Origin of the sequence: Luteibacter mycovicinus (genome assembly GCF_000745235.1) — a bacterium.
Classification (GTDB): Bacteria; Pseudomonadota; Gammaproteobacteria; order Xanthomonadales; family Rhodanobacteraceae; genus Luteibacter; species Luteibacter mycovicinus.
Genome location: NZ_JQNL01000001.1, coordinates 1,285,153 through 1,300,398, shown reverse-complemented (window position 1 = coordinate 1,300,398; position 15,246 = coordinate 1,285,153). Strand labels below are relative to the sequence as shown.

Genomic DNA, 15,246 nt, shown 5'->3' with positions numbered 1-15,246 from the left:
AAATACCCTACAAAATTCCGCAAGGCAAGTGACTTTTTCTGAACAATCGGTCTCATTTGCTGAGGCTTTCGATGCAAGAGAACCGGCAACCCTCCGGCTACGTTAGACTTTCCGCCCCATCGAGGTCACGGTACATGGCACAGCGCGAATTCCCCGGCTTCACCCTGAAGAGCAGTGCGATCCGTGAAGGCTCGCGCTACACGGCCCTGATCGCTTCCCATCCGGCAGACGGCAGCTTCCCGTCGTACTTCGCGGTCTACGAGAATCGCAGCTTCCGCGACGAAGACAGTGCCGCTGAGGCGGCGGAGAAGGCCCTCGGCCTGGTGCTGGGCGTGGACGACGACGGCGCGCCTGCGTTTGCCGAAGGCGAGACCGGCTTCGATGACGACCGGACGGACGACGCGGACGACTGATTCGCCGGCTCGCATGCGCACGGGTGACCGCTCCTGCTCTCGATTCGCTTGACACGCCCCGGCGCCGCGGTGCGTCATAGGGGCGGCGGGGCAATGTGATCAGGGGATAACGAGCGGGCCATGACAAGCGAAGACGGGCTGTACAGGCAATTCGTCGAGGCGTCCGCCGACTGCATGAAGGAACTGGATCGGCAGGGTGTGATCCGCTTTATCGCCGGCATGGGCAGTTTGGCGCTGACATCCGAGGAGCCGGAGCGCCTGATCGGCACGCGCTGGGTCGATCTGTGGCCGCCGGAAGCGCACGCGATGGTATCCCGGGTACTCGAACGCGCCCTGTCCGGCGAGCGCGTCGACTTCGTCGCGCCGCGTCCCTCGGCGACCGGGGCGTCGCGCTGGTGGGAAGTGACGGTCGCCGGGGTCGTGGCCGACGATCGGCTCGACCATCTGATTGTGATCAGTCGGGACGTGACCGAGAGGGTCGAACTGCAGGCCGCGATCGAGTCCATCAACGAACTGCTTCAGGAACGTCTCAACGAGACAGTCGCCCGCTCGGCCACCGCGTCGAGCCGGTATGGCACCTTGCTGGAGCGATTCGAGTCCGAGCACGGGGCGCGCCGCGACGCCGAAAACCGGCTCGCCGGCGTGAGCGAGCAACTCGCTATGGCGACCCATGCCCGTGACCTCGCCGAGGCGAGCGCTCGTCAGGCGCAGAAACAGCAGGCGGTCGGCCAGCTGGTCAGCGGCATCGCGCACGACTTCAACAACATGCTGCAGACGGTGATCGTCAGCCTCTCGGGGCTGGAGGACGATGCCGCTGACCTGCTGCCCAGGCACCGCCGCATGCTGACTTATGCGATGGAGGGTGCGCGCCATGCGACGGCGCTCACGCGCCGTCTGCTCGCCTTCGCACGCAATCACCCCTACCAGGCGGAACCGGTCGACATCGGTGTGCTGGTGGAGGGCTTCGCGGACTTCGCCCGCCACGCCCTTGGCGGCCGGGTCGGTATCGAGGTACTTCGCCAGCCGGCCCCCTTGCCCGCGTTGCTCGACCGGCAGGGGCTGGAACAGGCCCTGATGAATGTCTGCCTCAATGCCCGCGACGCCATGGAAGGGTTCGGCACCGTGGTCATCGAAGTGGGCGAGCGACAGGGCGACGCGGCTTTTGCCAGCGCGATGCGCGATAACGACACCCTGCGTCAGGTCTTCATCACCGTGGCCGATACAGGGGGAGGGATGTCGGAGGAAGTCCGGCATCGCCTGTTCGAGCCGTATTTTACGACGAAGCCCGGTGGCTCAGGCCTGGGCCTGGCGCAGGTATACGGCACGGTGGCGCAGGCCGGCGGCGGGGTGGAGATCGAGAGCGACGCCGGCATCGGTACGCGCATTCGGCTGGTCTTTCCGCACTACGCCGGACCACTCGAATCCGGCGGGTAAAACGTGCAGTAATTGTGACGGAATTCCTCAACTATCGGCCGGTCCGGCCGATACGCACAGGGTTAGGAGGAAGCAAGTCATGCTGGTCATTATCGGGTCCATCGTCGTCCTCGTCTCCGTACTGGGCGGCTACGTTCTTTCACACGGCTCGATCGGTGCGCTCTGGCAGCCGTACGAACTGCTCATCATCTTCGGCGGCGCCATCGGCGCCTTCATCAGCGCCAACTCGATGGACATCGTCAAGGGCTCGGTCCGTGACGGCATCGCGCTGCTCAAGGGCCCGAAGTACCGCCGTCAGGACTATGTCGATCTGCTGTCGCTGCTCTACGACATCTTCATCAAGATGCGTAAGGAAGGGCAGCTCGGCATGGAAGCGCATATCGAGGATCCGGCGAACAGTTCGCTGTTCTCGGCGTATCCGCGTCTCATCGCGGAACATCACCTCATCGACTTCATCACCGACTGCCTGCGCCTCATCGTCGGCGGCAGCATGGATCCGCACGAACTCGAGCAACTGCTCGACGTCGAGCTGGAGACGCATCATCACGAAGCGGCCGCTCCGGCGCATGCCGTGCAGAAAATGGCCGATGCGCTGCCTGGCTTCGGTATCGTGGCGGCGGTGCTCGGCATCGTCATCACCATGAAGTCGATCGACGGCGACGCGGCGGTTATCGGTGAGCACATCGCCGGCGCACTGGTGGGCACGTTCCTCGGCATCCTGCTGTGCTATGGCTTCATCGGCCCCCTGGCGGCGGCGATGGAAGCGCGCGTCAACACCGATGGCAAGGCGTTCGAGTGCGTCAAGGTGGCGCTGCTTGCCAACCTTCGCGGTTACAACCCGATGGTCTCGGTGGAGTTCGCCCGCAAGTCGCTGCAGTCCGGCACCCGTCCGACCTTCCAGGATCTGGAAGCGCACCTGAAGGCCGCACGGTAAGTCCCGATGAGCGAGTTGAAGCAGGTCATCATTGTCCGCAAGAAAAAGGCGGGCGGCCACGGCCACCACGGTGGAGCGTGGAAGGTCGCGTACGCGGACTTCGTGACCGCGATGATGGCCTTCTTCCTCGTGATGTGGCTCGTCGGTGCGGGGACGAAACAGCAGCGTGCCGCCATCTCGGAATACTTCAAGAATCCGAGCATGACGGCGGGGCAGTCCACCATGGCGCCGTCGGGCAAGATGGGGCCCGGCGGCGCCAGCACCAGCATGATCAAGCTCGGTGGCGCGATGGACCTGCCCAAGGGTCCGGGTGACCAGCAGGCGTTCGCCAGGCCGGCCACCGCCGCCGACGCCGAGAAGCTGGCGAAAGCGCAGGAGAAGCGCCGCCTCGAACAGCTGATGAAGGACCTCAACGAGGCGATCGCCAGGAGTCAGGCGATGGCCCCGTACAAGGATCAGCTGCTTCTCGATATCACGTCGGAAGGCCTGCGTATTCAGATCGTCGACAAACAGAATCGCCCGATGTTCGACACGGGCAGCGGTGCGCTGAAACCGTACACCGTGCAGATCCTGCACGAACTGGCCGGCTTCGTGAACCAGGTGCCGAATCAGATCAGCATCTCCGGCCACACGGATAATTCGCCTTACGTGCGCGCGAGTCAGGCTTACGGTAACTGGGAGCTTTCGGCCGACCGTGCCAATGCCGCGCGTCGCACGCTCACGGATGGCGGTATGCAGGCGGACAAGGTGGCGCGTGTCGTCGGCCTCGCGGCATCCGTGCCGTTCGACAAGAACGATCCGTCCTCGCCGATCAACCGACGCATCAGCATCGTGGTCATGACGCACGACGCGGCCAAGGCCGCGCTGTCGCCTGAGATCGCATCGGTGCCGCCAGCCACGCTGCCGCAGGCGGCGACGCTGCACTCGGCCGAGGAAGAGCACACCGCCGGCGGTGCCGCCGCCGCGGCGCCGCCGGCACCGCAGGCCGCGGTCGCGGGCAACGTCGCGCCTGCGCCCGCGGCGGCGCCGGCTGCGCCAGGCGGTTGACCGGGTGCCTTCGGGACGAAACCGAAGTCACTTGCAACAGTCATCTTCCCCGGTCAGTATCGGAGACGTGACAGGGGGGAGGAGTTGCAGTGGAAAACCAGAGCAAGTTCCGAGTGGTTGCGAAAGCGGTGAAGCACAATGGTATCGGCGGTGAGCAGGTCTATCGCGCGAGCTACCGGATTCTCGATCACGTCGGTGAAGAGATAGAAGCCAATACCGGCACGCATGACTTCGTCGATATCACCAGCGCCTTCAATCAGGCGTTCGCGATGGGTCACGAGCGATTGCGTGAACTGAACACCGTCACCGTTCAATAACGTCGTCCGCGACGAAGAGGGTGGCGGTAGCCCTCTTCGTTCGCCGGCATCGTCGGTCGGTCAACGTAGCGTGCGCAGTTCGTCGAGTTGCGCCGGTGTACCGACATTTCGCCAGAATCCCTCGAATTTTTCGCCAGCGAGGCGTCCCTGCGCGATCGCGCGCCGATACATCGGAAGCAGTTTGAACCTGCCCGGTGTCTCGTCTTCGACGATCTCCCGCCGGTAGACGCCTACGTTACCGAACGTCAGGCGCTGCGCCGACGCGGGCGCGTCATCGCCATATAGACGTCCATCCCCGAGGGCGAAATCGCCCGTCGGATGGAAGTCCGGGTTGGGCACCATCACCAGATGCGCGACACCTTCCGGTTCGGCGGGCAATGCCGCGTAGTCGATATCGCTCCAGATATCCGCACTGACGACGATAAAGGGCGCGGTGCCGAGTAAGGGCAGCGCTTTGAGCATGCCGCCGCCCGTCTCCAGCGGCGTCGGGCCTTCATACGAATAGCGAAGCCGCACGCCCCACCGCGAACCGTCGCCGAGTGCCTCGGGGAATCGATCCGCCAGATGGGAGGTGTTGATCACGATGTAGCGGACATCCGCCGCCGCCAGCTTCTCGATATGGTGCACGATCAGCGGCTTGCCATGTACGTCGAGCAGGGGCTTCGGCGTGTGATCGGTCAGTGGCCGCATGCGCTCGCCGAGGCCGGCGGCGAGGATGAGTGCATGCCTCACGCGGGATTCGCCTGACGCAGGTCACGTCCGCCGATCTTTGCTTCGATCAGGTCGGCGAGGGGAGCGACATCCGCATGTCGGCGTGCGGTGTCGAGCACGTAGCGCAGGACGCGGGGCAGGTCGTCGAGATAGCCCGGTTTGCCATCGCGGTAGCAGAGGCGGCAGAACAGGCCCAGGATCTTGATGTGGCGCTGCAGTCCGGCGAGATCGAACCAGCGGCGGAAACGATCGGTATCGACGGTCTCATCGAGCAGGCGAGCATCGAGCAGACGAAGGCGGTACGCCTCGACCCAGCCCTCCACGCGTTCGTTGTCCCAGACGATGTAGGCATCGCGCAGCAGCGATGCCAGGTCGTAGGTGATCGGCCCGGACATGGCGCCCTGAAAATCGATAATGCCGGGCGAGCGTTCCGTGGTGACCAGCAGGTTGCGGCTGTGATAGTCCCGATGCATGAATGCGCGAGGCTGTTCGGCCAGCGTGCGCAGGATCGCGGTGAAGGCTTCCTCGACGACGTCCCATTCCTCACAGGCCAGCGTGACGCCCAGGTGCCGTTCGAGCAGCCACGTCGGCATGATTTCCATTTCCATCGTCTGCCATGCGTGATCGAACGACGGCAGTCCCGATGTATCGACATGCGACTGCATGCGGAGCAATGCGTCCAGCGCATCCCCGTAGAGCGCGTCGACCGTCGCGTCGCCGAGTTCGGGCAGATAGGTCCGCGTGCCGAGATCTTCGATGAGCAGGAAGCCTTGCGCGAGGTCCGCGACCATCACCGTGGGCACGTGCAGGCCCGCGTCGGCAAGACGTTTACCGATCTCCACCCATGGTGCGGGGTTCTCTTTTTCCGGTGGGGAGTCCATCACGATCACCGGTTGTCCGTCGACATAACCGCGCCAGTAACTGCGAAAGCTGGCATCGGCGGAAGCGGGTTCGAGCACGAGCGTGGCTTCGCCGGTAACGTGGCGCGCCCACGTAAGGCGGGCTGCGGAACGGTCATCGGAGACGGTCATGGATGATCTTTGCAGTGGACTATGCGGGCAGCTTAGAGCCTTTGTGCACACGTGTCATTGCACCGCATTGGTGCGTGACGTTTGACCAGTTGTTGTGCGTCGCAACATGTGGTTATTCTGCGTGAACGGGGTTCCTGCTCGGGGGTGAAACTTGATGGAAGGTGACTGTCGGCCGACGTCCATGACGCGGCGAGATCTCTTGCGAATGATCGGTGTGGCCGGGGGCGGCGCACTGATGTACCAGTCCATGACTCAGTTGGGTTTTGCGAAGGAATCGCCGTATCGGCGACCCTCGCCACTGCAGGGTTCGGGTAAGGGGACGGTGCTGATTCTCGGTGCCGGACTCGCGGGCCTGGTGGCGGCATACGAGCTGGGCAAGGCGGGCTACAAGGTTCAGGTGCTCGAGTACAACGGACGTGCGGGCGGTCGTAACTGGACGATCCGCGGCGGTGATGTCTACACCGAACTGGGTGGCCATACGCAGACCTGCGGGTTCGACAAGGACCAGTACTTCAATCCCGGTCCCTGGCGCATTCCCTACCATCACCATGGCGTGCTCGACTACTGCCGACAGTTCGGCGTTGCGCTCGAACCATTCGTGCAGGTGAATCACAACGCTTATCTGCACAGTACGAAAGCCTACGGCGGCAAGCCGCAACGGCTGCGCGAAGTCCAGGCCGACCTGCACGGCGGCATCGCCGAGCTGCTTGCCAAGGCGACCGGGAAAGGGCGCCTGGACGACATGGTAACGAAGGAGGATCGCGAGATCCTGCTCGAGGCCATGCGTGAGTTCGGCGGCCTCGACAAGGACTTTCGCTACGTCGCGGGCCGCGCGAGCAGCGAGCATCGCGGTTATGCGAAGCACGCCGGCGGTGGTGTCGACGGCAAGCCTGAGTTTTCGACACCCAATGGCCTCTCCGAAGTGCTTCAGGCAAAGCTCTGGGCCGGTCTGGGGATGAATGCGCAGTACGAATACCAGACGACGATGATGCAGCCGGTCGGCGGCATGGATGCGATCGGCAAGGCCTTTACGCAGCGCGTCGGCGAGCACATCGAGTACAACGCCAGGGTCACCGCCATCGCTCAGGACGAGCACGGCGTCACCGTGACCTACGAGGATGCGCGAAAGCCCGGTCAGCCCCGTCAGGCGAAAGCGGACTGGTGCGTGTGCACGATTCCTTTGTCGATCCTCAGTCAGATTCCCGTGCAGGTATCGCCGGCCAAGGCCGCCGCCATCTCGGCCGTGCCGTACTGGTCGTCGTCGAAGATCGGTCTGCAGTTCGATCGTCGATTCTGGGAAGAGGACGAGGCGATCTACGGCGGCATCAGTGTCACCGACACGCCGATCGGCATGATTTCCTATCCGAGCCATGGCATCGGCACGAAGAAGGGCGTGCTGCTCGGCTCGTATACGTTCGCGATGGAGGCCTTCGAATTCACCGCGCTCGATCCCGCCGCGCGTATCCGCAAGGCCGTCGAGTACGGCTCGCAGATCCATCCGCAGTACAAGACGTCATTCGAGAACGGCATGTCGGTCGCCTGGCACCGGGTGCCGTTTACGCTCGGCTGCTTCGGCGGCTGGACCGACGCGACGCGCGAAAAGCACTTCGCCGATCTCTGTTCGCTCGACGGTCGCATCGTGCTCGCCGGTGAGCACGCGTCCTATCTTCCTGCCTGGCAGGAGGGCGCGATCCTGTCGTCGCTCTCGGCCATCGATCAGCTGCATCGCAAGGCGATGGCGGGAGGTCGCGCATGAGAGGCTTCGCTCTGGCCACCGCCGTCGCGGCCTTGTTGTCCGCCGGTATCGCGCAGGCAGCGCAGACCACCGATGCCGATTTTCTCGATGCGAAGGATATCTCGCACGTCACCGGTCAGCAGATCTTCACGCACATCTGCCAGGGCTGCCACATGCCCGACGGCAAGGGCGCGGTCGGTGCCGGGCACTACCCGGCGCTGGCTGACAATCCGAAACTCGCCGCCGCCGCGTATCCCACCGTTATGGTCGTGAACGGGCGAGGTGGCATGCCCGCGTTCGGGAAGCAGCTGTCGGACGCCCAGGTCGCCGACGTGGTCAACTACGTGCGCACGCACTTCGGCAATCACTACGCCGATACCCTTAAGCCGGAAGACGTGAAGCCATTCCGTCCACCCGCCGACAACTCCGAGGAAGACTGACGCATGACCAAGACAAGCCGTTTCCTGCCGATCCTGGCCCTTCTTGCCACGACGCCCGCTTTCGCCGCCGACGTGGTCCGGCACAAGATCCCCAACAGCACCTTTCCGATTTCGGCCGCCGTGGAGATCCCGGCGGGCAAGACGCTGGTCTTCCTCAGCGGCGCGGTGGCGCCGGTCGCCGACGCGAGCGCGCCTAAGGACAGCCCGCAGGCCTATGGCGACACCAAGACGCAGACGGTGGGCGTGCTGACCTCGATCGAGAAGCAGCTCAAGGGCATGGGCCTGACCATGGGCGACGTGGTCAAGATGCAGGCGTTCCTGGTCGGTGACCCGGCCAAGGGCGGCAAGATGGACTTCACCGGTTTCATGGCGGGCTACACGCAGTTCTTCGGCACGGCGGCCCAGCCCAGCCTGCCGTCGCGTTCGGCGGTGCAGGTGGCGGCCCTCGCCAACCCCAGTTTCCTTGTCGAAATCGAGGTCACCGCCGTTCGTCCGTGACGCACCTGACGGGGCGGTGGTACTAAGCCGCCGCTCCGCCGTGTACGCTTCGTTTCTTTTGGAAGCCCGGGCGCCTCATGGCTCTTACTCCTGATCCGCGGATCGGCATCATCGGTCTCGGTTACGTTGGACTGCCGCTTGCCGTCGAATTCGGCCGGCACTTCGATACCCTCGGTTTCGACATCGCACCGGCACGCCTCGCCGAGCTGCGCGCTGGCCACGACCACACCCTGGAAGTCACCGGCGAAGCCCTGAGCGCCGCCGCGCGGCTCCGCTATACCGGTGACGTGACCGATCTGGCCGACCGCAACGTCTATATCGTCACCGTGCCCACGCCGATCGACGAGGCGCAGCGGCCGGACCTCGAGCCGCTGGAGAAAGCCTGCCGCATGCTCGGTGGACTGCTCACGCGAGGCGACCTGGTCATCTTCGAATCCACCGTCTATCCGGGTACGACCGAAGAAATCTGCGTGCCGATTCTGGAGGAGGGTTCCGGGCTTACCTTCAACGTGGACTTCCACTGTGGCTACAGCCCCGAGCGCATCAATCCCGGCGACCACGCCCGTCGTGTGGTGGATATCCGCAAGCTCACCTCGGGCTCGACGCCGGAAGCCGCCGACCGCGTGGATGCGCTGTACCGCACGATCATCACCGCCGGCACGCACAAGACCTCGTCGGTACGCATCGCGGAAGCGGCCAAGGTGATCGAGAACGTGCAGCGCGACGTCAACATCGCGCTGGTCAACGAACTCGCCCTGATCTTCAATCGTCTGGGCATCGATACGGGCGAAGTGCTTGAGGCGGCGGGGACGAAGTGGAACTTCCTGCCGTTCCGTCCGGGTCTGGTCGGCGGGCATTGCATCGGCGTCGACCCGTACTACCTCACGCACAAGGCGGAGGTCACGGGATATCACCCGGAACTGATCCTCGCTGCGCGGCGGATCAACAGCCGCATGGGCACATATGTGGCCGACCGCGTCATCCGCCTGATGAGCGAGCGGCGCCTGCACATTGTCGATGCACGCGTGCTGGTGCTGGGGTTCGCCTTCAAGGAAAACTGCCCGGACCTGCGCAATACGCGGGTGATCGACATCGTTCGCGATCTGGAGCAGTCGATGGCCCGGGTCGATGTCTACGATCCGTGGGTCGATAACGAAGAGTGCGCCCGCGAATACGGCGTGCGTACGATCGAGGCGATCGAAGAGGGTGTGTACGATGCGGTCATCGTCGCCGTGGCGCATGACGAGTTCCGTGCGTTCGGTCCGGAGAAGATTCGCGCGTTCGGTAAGGCGGGTGCGGTGGTCTACGACGTGAAGTCCGTGCTGCCTCAGAACAGCGTCGATGGGCGCCTGTGAGTGAGCGAAAGAACTTGCGGTTCTTCGCTTCGCATCAACCTTGCTGAATGCCGTCATGGCAGTTTTTACGAACGTATTGACTCGCTCAGCCGGAACGGCGACGTTGTGGTCCCGCCCACTGGAACAGGAACGCAACATGACGCTCACCACCGGAAGCACCAACCGCAAGCGTTCGCGGGCCCTCGGCCTTCTCGTGATGGCTGCCGCCTTCATGGCGCCTCTGGCCGCCAACGCTTATGACCATCATCCGGTTCCGCCGCATCGCCCGGTGCATCATCGCCACCAGGTCTGCAAGCCGGTACGCGTGTACGACCACCATCACCACTATCACACCGAGCGTCGCTGCCACTGGGTGAACTGATCGCTCACGGATGTGGAAACGGAAAGGCCAGGCGATTGCCTGGCCTTTCTTCATCCACCGGACGGACAGAATCCTTCAGGAGAGGTTGTAACCACGCTCCTCGTGCAGCGCGATGTCCAGGCCCACCTGTTCCTGTTCTTCATCCACGCGCAGACCCATCGTCACGGCGATGCCCTTGAAGATGACATAGCTCAACACCGCGCTGTAGACGACGGTGAAGCCGACGCCCTTGCACTGGATCCAGAACTGGCCACCCAGGTCGGTGACCGTGCCGAAGCCACCCAGGACCGGCGCCGCCAGCGGACCGGTAAGCAGCGCACCGATGATGCCGGCGATGGCATGCACGCCGAATACGTCCAGCGAATCGTCGTAGCCGAACTTACGCTTCAGCCTGGTCGCACAGAAAAAACACACCACGCCGGCAACGAGACCGAGTACCAGCGCGCCACCCGGACCGCACGTACCGGCGGCGGGCGTGATGGCGACGAGGCCGGCCACGGCACCCGAGGCGATACCCAGCACGCTTGGACGGCGATGGGTCAGCCATTCGATCGCGGTCCAGCCGATCGCCGCGGCGGCGGTGGCGATCTGCGTCACCAGCATCGCCATGCCCGCGCTGCCGTTAGCCGCGACAGCCGAGCCGGCGTTGAAGCCGAACCAGCCCAGCCAGAGCATGCTCGCGCCGATCAGGGTGTAGCCGAGGTTGTGCGGCGGCATGGGCGTGTTCGGGTAACCGCGACGCTTGCCGATCACCAGGCAGCCGACGAGACCGGCGATACCCGCGTTGATGTGGACCACCGTGCCACCGGCGAAGTCGAGCACGCCGAGGTCGCCGAGGAACGAACCGGGGCCACCCCAGACCATGTGCGCGACCGGCAGATAGACCAGCGTGAACCACAGGGCGGTGAAGACCAGCAGCGCAGAGAACTTCATGCGCTCGGCGATCGCGCCGACGATGAGCGCGGGAGTGATGATCGCGAACGTCATCTGGAACATCACGAAAACCCCTTCGGGGATCGTGAGGTACAGACTGTCCGGCTTGAGTCCCGCCAGCATCGCGTGGCCGAAGCCGCCGATGAAGGAGTGGATGTTCGTGGAGCCCGCCGCCATGCCCGAGTTGTCGAAGGCCACGGAGTAGCCATAGACGACCCAGAGCACGGTGACCAGCGCCGTGATGGCGAAGCACTGCATCAGAACCGAGAGCAGGTTCTTCGCACGGACCATGCCGCCGTAGAAGAGGGCGAGGCCGGGGATGGTCATCAGCAGCACCAGCATCGTCGCCGTGAGCATCCAGGCGGTATCGCCGGAGTCGAGCTTCGCCGGTGCGGCGGCGGCCTGCGCAGAGGCCAGGCCGGGAAGAAGGAGGGCGCTCGCGGCGAGCGCGCGTGGGAGCTTAAAGCGCATCGCCGTCGACCTCCTGCGTGCGGATACGGATGGCCTGCTCGAGGTCGATGACGAAGATCTTGCCGTCGCCGATCTTTCCCGTGCGTGCCGCGGTGCTGATGGCCTCGACGGCGCGCTCGAGCTGCTCGTCGGTGACGGCGATCTCGATCTTCAGCTTGGGCAGGAAGTCCACGACGTACTCGGCGCCGCGGTAGAGTTCGGTGTGGCCGTGCTGCCGGCCGAAGCCTTTGACCTCCGTGACGGTCATGCCCTGTACGCCGACCTCGGCGAGCGCTTCGCGGACGTCGTCCAGCGTAAACGGCTTGATGATGGCGTTGATCCACTTCATGTGCCGCGGTTCCCCTTTTGGTTTGGCTGGGGGAGAGCAGAGCAGGATGCGTGCCAGCTTGAATCGAACCGCCAACCCGTTGGGCCGCAGCCCATTCAGTCACATGGGAGGTCGCAGTCGAAACGCTTTGCCTCAATCGGGGGAAGTGATTTGCACCAGATGGGTGCCTTATGGCATCTGAGCGTCCAGCACAGGCAGCCTGACGCGGGCCTTCAGTCCGCCCTGCGTTCCCTGCTCCAGTGCGATGTCTCCACCGTGCCCGCGCACCGCCGACCGTACGGCCGGCAATCCCAGGCCGACGCCGCCGGTCTGTCGGTTGCGTGAACTCTCGATGCGAAAAAAGGGTTTGAAGACTTCCTCGTGCAGATGCCGGGGGATGCCCGGGCCGTCGTCCTCGACGGCTATCTCGACCCATTCGTTGTTCGACGACAATCGTACGATCGCGCGTCCGCCGTACTTGACGGCGTTGTCGACGAGATTGGCGACGGCGCGACGCAGCGTGAGCGGGCGGCCGACATAAGCCACGCTTTCCGACGACTCAAAGTTCACGTCGTGGCCGGCGTCGCGGAAGTCGTCGAGCACCGTATTCACCAGCTCCGACAGATTGAATCGCGTCGACGGCTCATGCTGACTGTCGTCGCGGAAGAAATTGAGCGATGCATCCACCATCGTCTGCATCTCGTCGACATCGCGGAACAGCTTGCGCTGCTGTTCTTCATCCTCGATGAACTCGCCGCGCAGACGCATGCGGGTCAGCGGTGCGCGGAGGTCGTGCGAGATGGCTGCCAGCATGGTCGTTCGATCCTCGACATAGCGCTGCACACGCGCCTGCATCTCGTTGAACGCCTGTCCGGCTAGCCGGATTTCCACGGGGCCGGTGGCTTCCATGGGCGGTGCGTTCACGTCTGTGCCGAAGCGCTGCGCCTGCCGGGCGAAACGCTCCATCGGACGTGCGAGCCGGCGGCTGGCGAGCGCGGCGACAAGCAAACTGCAGATCAACGCGAAGCCCAGTGTCAGCAGGTTGCGCGTCGATGCGTGCAGACCCCAGCTGCGCTCGGGCGTCATGAAGTGGACCCACGAGCCGTCCGATAGCGCGATGGCGAGACCGTAGGTGGTTTCAGCGCGACCCTGGCGGTCGAGGTCGCCCGGCTCGTAGGCGAGTACGCGTGCGGATGGCCGGTCGAGGAGGGCGCGTACCTTCGCACGGCCGGCGTGGAAGGTCGCATTGGCGATCGGGACGGGCAGGGCGTCGTCGTCCGGGTACCAGCGTGCCTGATAGCCGTCGTTGCTTGCCGCGGCGGCCAGCCTGGAGCGCCAGGCGCGAGGCGACCCGTCGAGGGTGCGGGCCACGGCCACGGCTTCGTCCACCACGCCGCTTTCTTCGATGCCTGGCCTGGCCCACACCCCGGCGAAGGCGGCGAAGGTAGCGTTCATGGCGGCCGCGATGATCACGGTGACGACGATGTTGATCGCGAACCAGCGTCCGATCGTGTCGGCAGACCAGCGCCGCCCGCGCATCACAGTCGCTCCACGCGCGCGTTGAACATGTAGCCGACGTTGCGCACGGTGCGGATGATTTCCGGATCGCCGGGATCTTCCTCGATCTTGCGGCGAAGACGACTGACCTGCACGTCGATGCTGCGGTCGAAGGCCTCGTGTGTCGGCCCGCGCGACATGTCGATCAGCTGCTCGCGGGTGAGGATGCGTTGCGGGTGCTGGGCGAAGACGACGAGCAATTCGAACTCGCCACCGGACAGCGGTGTGAGTGTGAAATCCGACGAGCGAAGTTCACGCCGCACGATGTCGAGACGCCAGCCCGCGAAGCTGAGCATGGGTGAGTGGCTGGTGGGCGGCACAGCCGCTTGCGCGTCGCTGCGGCGGAGGACGGCGCGGACGCGTGCCAGCAGTTCGCGCGCGTCGAACGGTTTGGTGACGTAATCGTCCGCACCCAGTTCGAGGCCGACAATGCGGTCGGTCGGCTCGACGACGCCTGTGACCATGATGATGGCCGTGCGGCCGGTGGCCCGCAGTCGCTTGCAGAGGCTGAACCCGTCCTCGTCGGGGAGCATGACGTCGAGGATGACCATGTCGTACGACGCTTTTGCGAGACGCGCGTCCATCTCCGCACCCGAGGCGGCCGTGTCGGTCTCGAAGCCGTGACGCTGGAAGAACCGCTGCAGAAGCGCGCGGATCTCTTCGTCGTCATCCACGATGAGAAGGTGTTGCATGTGAGGCCGGCATCCGTACTGCGTGGCGCTATTTATAGCGGTTCGGTCCCCGGCCGTGTCATATGTTTCCAGCCCGAAACATTGTTTCCCGCCGGAAGCGAAGTGGAAAAACGGTATACGTAAACGCGCCGCACTCTCGGCGTCAGTCCCCCGCCGAGAGAGCCTCATGACCGCTATTCGTCGTCCCAACCTGTCCGCTTCACCTGCCGCAAGGCGTCACGGAGACCGCCGTTCGACGCACTGGAAGGCGGGTATGGCCGTAACCGCGGCACTTGCCCTCTCGGCCTGCTCGCACGGTGTGAAGAAGGCCGGCGCGGACGCCACGGCGCAGCCTGGCCACGATGAGCCGATCAACCGCAAGGTTTTCGCCTTCAACAAGGTGGTCGACCATGCGGTGATCCGCCCCGTGGCTCGCGGCTACTCGCACCTGCCGCGCCCGGTTCGCAACGGCGTGCGCAACTTCGCCCAGAACATGCGCGAGCCGCTGGTTTTCGCCAACGACCTGCTTCAGGCCAACCTGCTTCGTTCGCTGAATACGGCGGGACGCTTCGTCGTGAACAGCACGGTGGGCGTGGTCGGTCTTTTCGACGTGGCCAACCATTGGGGCATGCCGCACCATGACGCGGATCTGGGCCAGACCTTCGGGGTATGGGGCATGGGTCCGGGACACACCGTGGAGCTGCCGATCTTCGGTTCCTCCAACGTCCGCGATTCGGTCGGTCGCATCCTGACGATGTCGTTCGACCGCCTGGGCGACAACTCGGACACCGTCCAGACGCTGGATACGATCAGGACAGTGGGCGGCATCGTGGATGGACGGGCTCGTGCGCTGCCACTGACCGACCGGCTGGAGCAGTCGCCGGACTACTACGCGGCGTTACGGGACAGTGCGGCCGCACGCCGCGTGGCCCTGGTCGCCGATGGGCGTGAAGGGGCGGTGCGCGAGGCTGTCTCGCCAGCCGAGGGGCGAGCCGCCACGGGATTGCCGGTCAACCCCTGAGGGCCTGACG

The 15,246-nt window shown here is 64.6% G+C and carries 17 protein-coding genes; 11 read left to right on the top strand and 6 right to left on the bottom strand.

Annotated features, from left to right (window positions below):
• Positions 1–134 precede the first annotated feature (134 nt).
• The 5 genes from FA85_RS05930 to FA85_RS05910 all read left to right on the top strand — a co-directional run bounded on the left by FA85_RS05930 (position 135) and on the right by FA85_RS05910 (position 4,145).
• Positions 135–413: a hypothetical protein gene (locus tag FA85_RS05930; protein WP_036110859.1), complete on the top strand. Its 279-nt coding sequence runs from the start codon at positions 135–137 to the stop codon at positions 411–413.
• 120 nt (positions 414–533) lie between these two features.
• Positions 534–1,847, top strand: a complete 1,314-nt coding sequence (locus FA85_RS05925) for a two-component system sensor histidine kinase NtrB (RefSeq protein ID WP_051943349.1) — start codon at positions 534–536, stop codon at positions 1,845–1,847.
• A 79-nt stretch (positions 1,848–1,926) separates the two neighbouring features.
• Complete coding sequence (gene motA / locus FA85_RS05920; protein ID WP_036110862.1) at positions 1,927–2,781, top strand: flagellar motor stator protein MotA; 855 nt, start codon at positions 1,927–1,929, stop codon at positions 2,779–2,781.
• A gap of 6 nt (positions 2,782–2,787) precedes the next feature.
• Positions 2,788–3,828 carry a flagellar motor protein MotB gene (motB, locus tag FA85_RS05915; RefSeq protein ID WP_036110865.1) on the top strand — a complete coding sequence of 347 codons (1,041 nt, stop codon included), beginning with the start codon at positions 2,788–2,790 and terminating at the stop codon, positions 3,826–3,828.
• A gap of 89 nt (positions 3,829–3,917) precedes the next feature.
• Positions 3,918–4,145 (top strand): hypothetical protein, encoded by a 228-nt coding sequence (locus FA85_RS05910; protein ID WP_036110866.1) that lies wholly within the window; start codon positions 3,918–3,920, stop codon positions 4,143–4,145.
• 60 nt (positions 4,146–4,205) lie between these two features.
• On the opposite strand, the gene murU is transcribed toward FA85_RS05910, so the two are convergent.
• Positions 4,206–4,877 (bottom strand): N-acetylmuramate alpha-1-phosphate uridylyltransferase MurU, encoded by a 672-nt coding sequence (gene murU / locus FA85_RS05905; protein ID WP_036110870.1) that lies wholly within the window; start codon positions 4,875–4,877, stop codon positions 4,206–4,208.
• Positions 4,874–5,887, bottom strand: a complete 1,014-nt coding sequence (locus FA85_RS05900; RefSeq protein WP_036110873.1) for an aminoglycoside phosphotransferase family protein — start codon at positions 5,885–5,887, stop codon at positions 4,874–4,876. The genes murU and FA85_RS05900 overlap by 4 nt, the downstream gene beginning before the upstream one ends.
• Positions 5,888–6,068: 181 nt before the next feature.
• Here FA85_RS05900 and FA85_RS05895 point away from each other — a divergent pair, with 181 nt between their 5' ends.
• The 5 genes from FA85_RS05895 (at position 6,069) to FA85_RS05875 (ending at position 10,276) form a co-directional block, all read left to right on the top strand.
• Complete coding sequence (locus FA85_RS05895) at positions 6,069–7,643, top strand: flavin monoamine oxidase family protein (RefSeq protein WP_036110876.1); 1,575 nt, start codon at positions 6,069–6,071, stop codon at positions 7,641–7,643.
• Entirely contained in the window at positions 7,640–8,062 is a 423-nt protein-coding gene (locus FA85_RS05890; protein WP_036110879.1) for a c-type cytochrome, read from the top strand. The genes FA85_RS05895 and FA85_RS05890 overlap by 4 nt, the downstream gene beginning before the upstream one ends.
• A 3-nt stretch (positions 8,063–8,065) precedes the next feature.
• Entirely contained in the window at positions 8,066–8,560 is a 495-nt protein-coding gene (locus tag FA85_RS05885) for a RidA family protein (protein WP_036110882.1), read from the top strand.
• A gap of 77 nt (positions 8,561–8,637) precedes the next feature.
• Complete coding sequence (locus FA85_RS05880; RefSeq protein ID WP_036110886.1) at positions 8,638–9,915, top strand: nucleotide sugar dehydrogenase; 1,278 nt, start codon at positions 8,638–8,640, stop codon at positions 9,913–9,915.
• 136 nt (positions 9,916–10,051) lie between these two features.
• A complete protein-coding gene (locus FA85_RS05875; protein ID WP_036110889.1) occupies positions 10,052–10,276 on the top strand; it encodes a hypothetical protein in 225 nt (74 codons plus the stop codon).
• 75 nt (positions 10,277–10,351) lie between these two features.
• Here the strand turns inward: FA85_RS05875 and FA85_RS05870 are convergent, their stop codons facing one another.
• The 4 genes from FA85_RS05870 to FA85_RS05855 all read right to left on the bottom strand — a co-directional run bounded on the left by FA85_RS05870 (position 10,352) and on the right by FA85_RS05855 (position 14,236).
• Complete coding sequence (locus FA85_RS05870; RefSeq protein WP_036110892.1) at positions 10,352–11,680, bottom strand: ammonium transporter; 1,329 nt, start codon at positions 11,678–11,680, stop codon at positions 10,352–10,354.
• A complete protein-coding gene (locus tag FA85_RS05865; RefSeq protein ID WP_036110894.1) occupies positions 11,670–12,008 on the bottom strand; it encodes a P-II family nitrogen regulator in 339 nt (112 codons plus the stop codon). The genes FA85_RS05870 and FA85_RS05865 overlap by 11 nt, the downstream gene beginning before the upstream one ends.
• Positions 12,009–12,176: 168 nt before the next feature.
• Complete coding sequence (locus tag FA85_RS05860; protein ID WP_036110896.1) at positions 12,177–13,526, bottom strand: sensor histidine kinase; 1,350 nt, start codon at positions 13,524–13,526, stop codon at positions 12,177–12,179.
• A complete protein-coding gene (locus FA85_RS05855; protein WP_036110900.1) occupies positions 13,526–14,236 on the bottom strand; it encodes a response regulator in 711 nt (236 codons plus the stop codon). The genes FA85_RS05860 and FA85_RS05855 overlap by 1 nt, the downstream gene beginning before the upstream one ends.
• Positions 14,237–14,402: 166 nt before the next feature.
• Here FA85_RS05855 and FA85_RS05850 point away from each other — a divergent pair, with 166 nt between their 5' ends.
• On the top strand, positions 14,403–15,236 hold the full coding sequence (locus FA85_RS05850; RefSeq protein ID WP_197056488.1) for an MlaA family lipoprotein: 834 nt from the start codon (positions 14,403–14,405) through the stop codon (positions 15,234–15,236).
• The last annotated feature ends 10 nt before the right edge of the window (positions 15,237–15,246 follow it).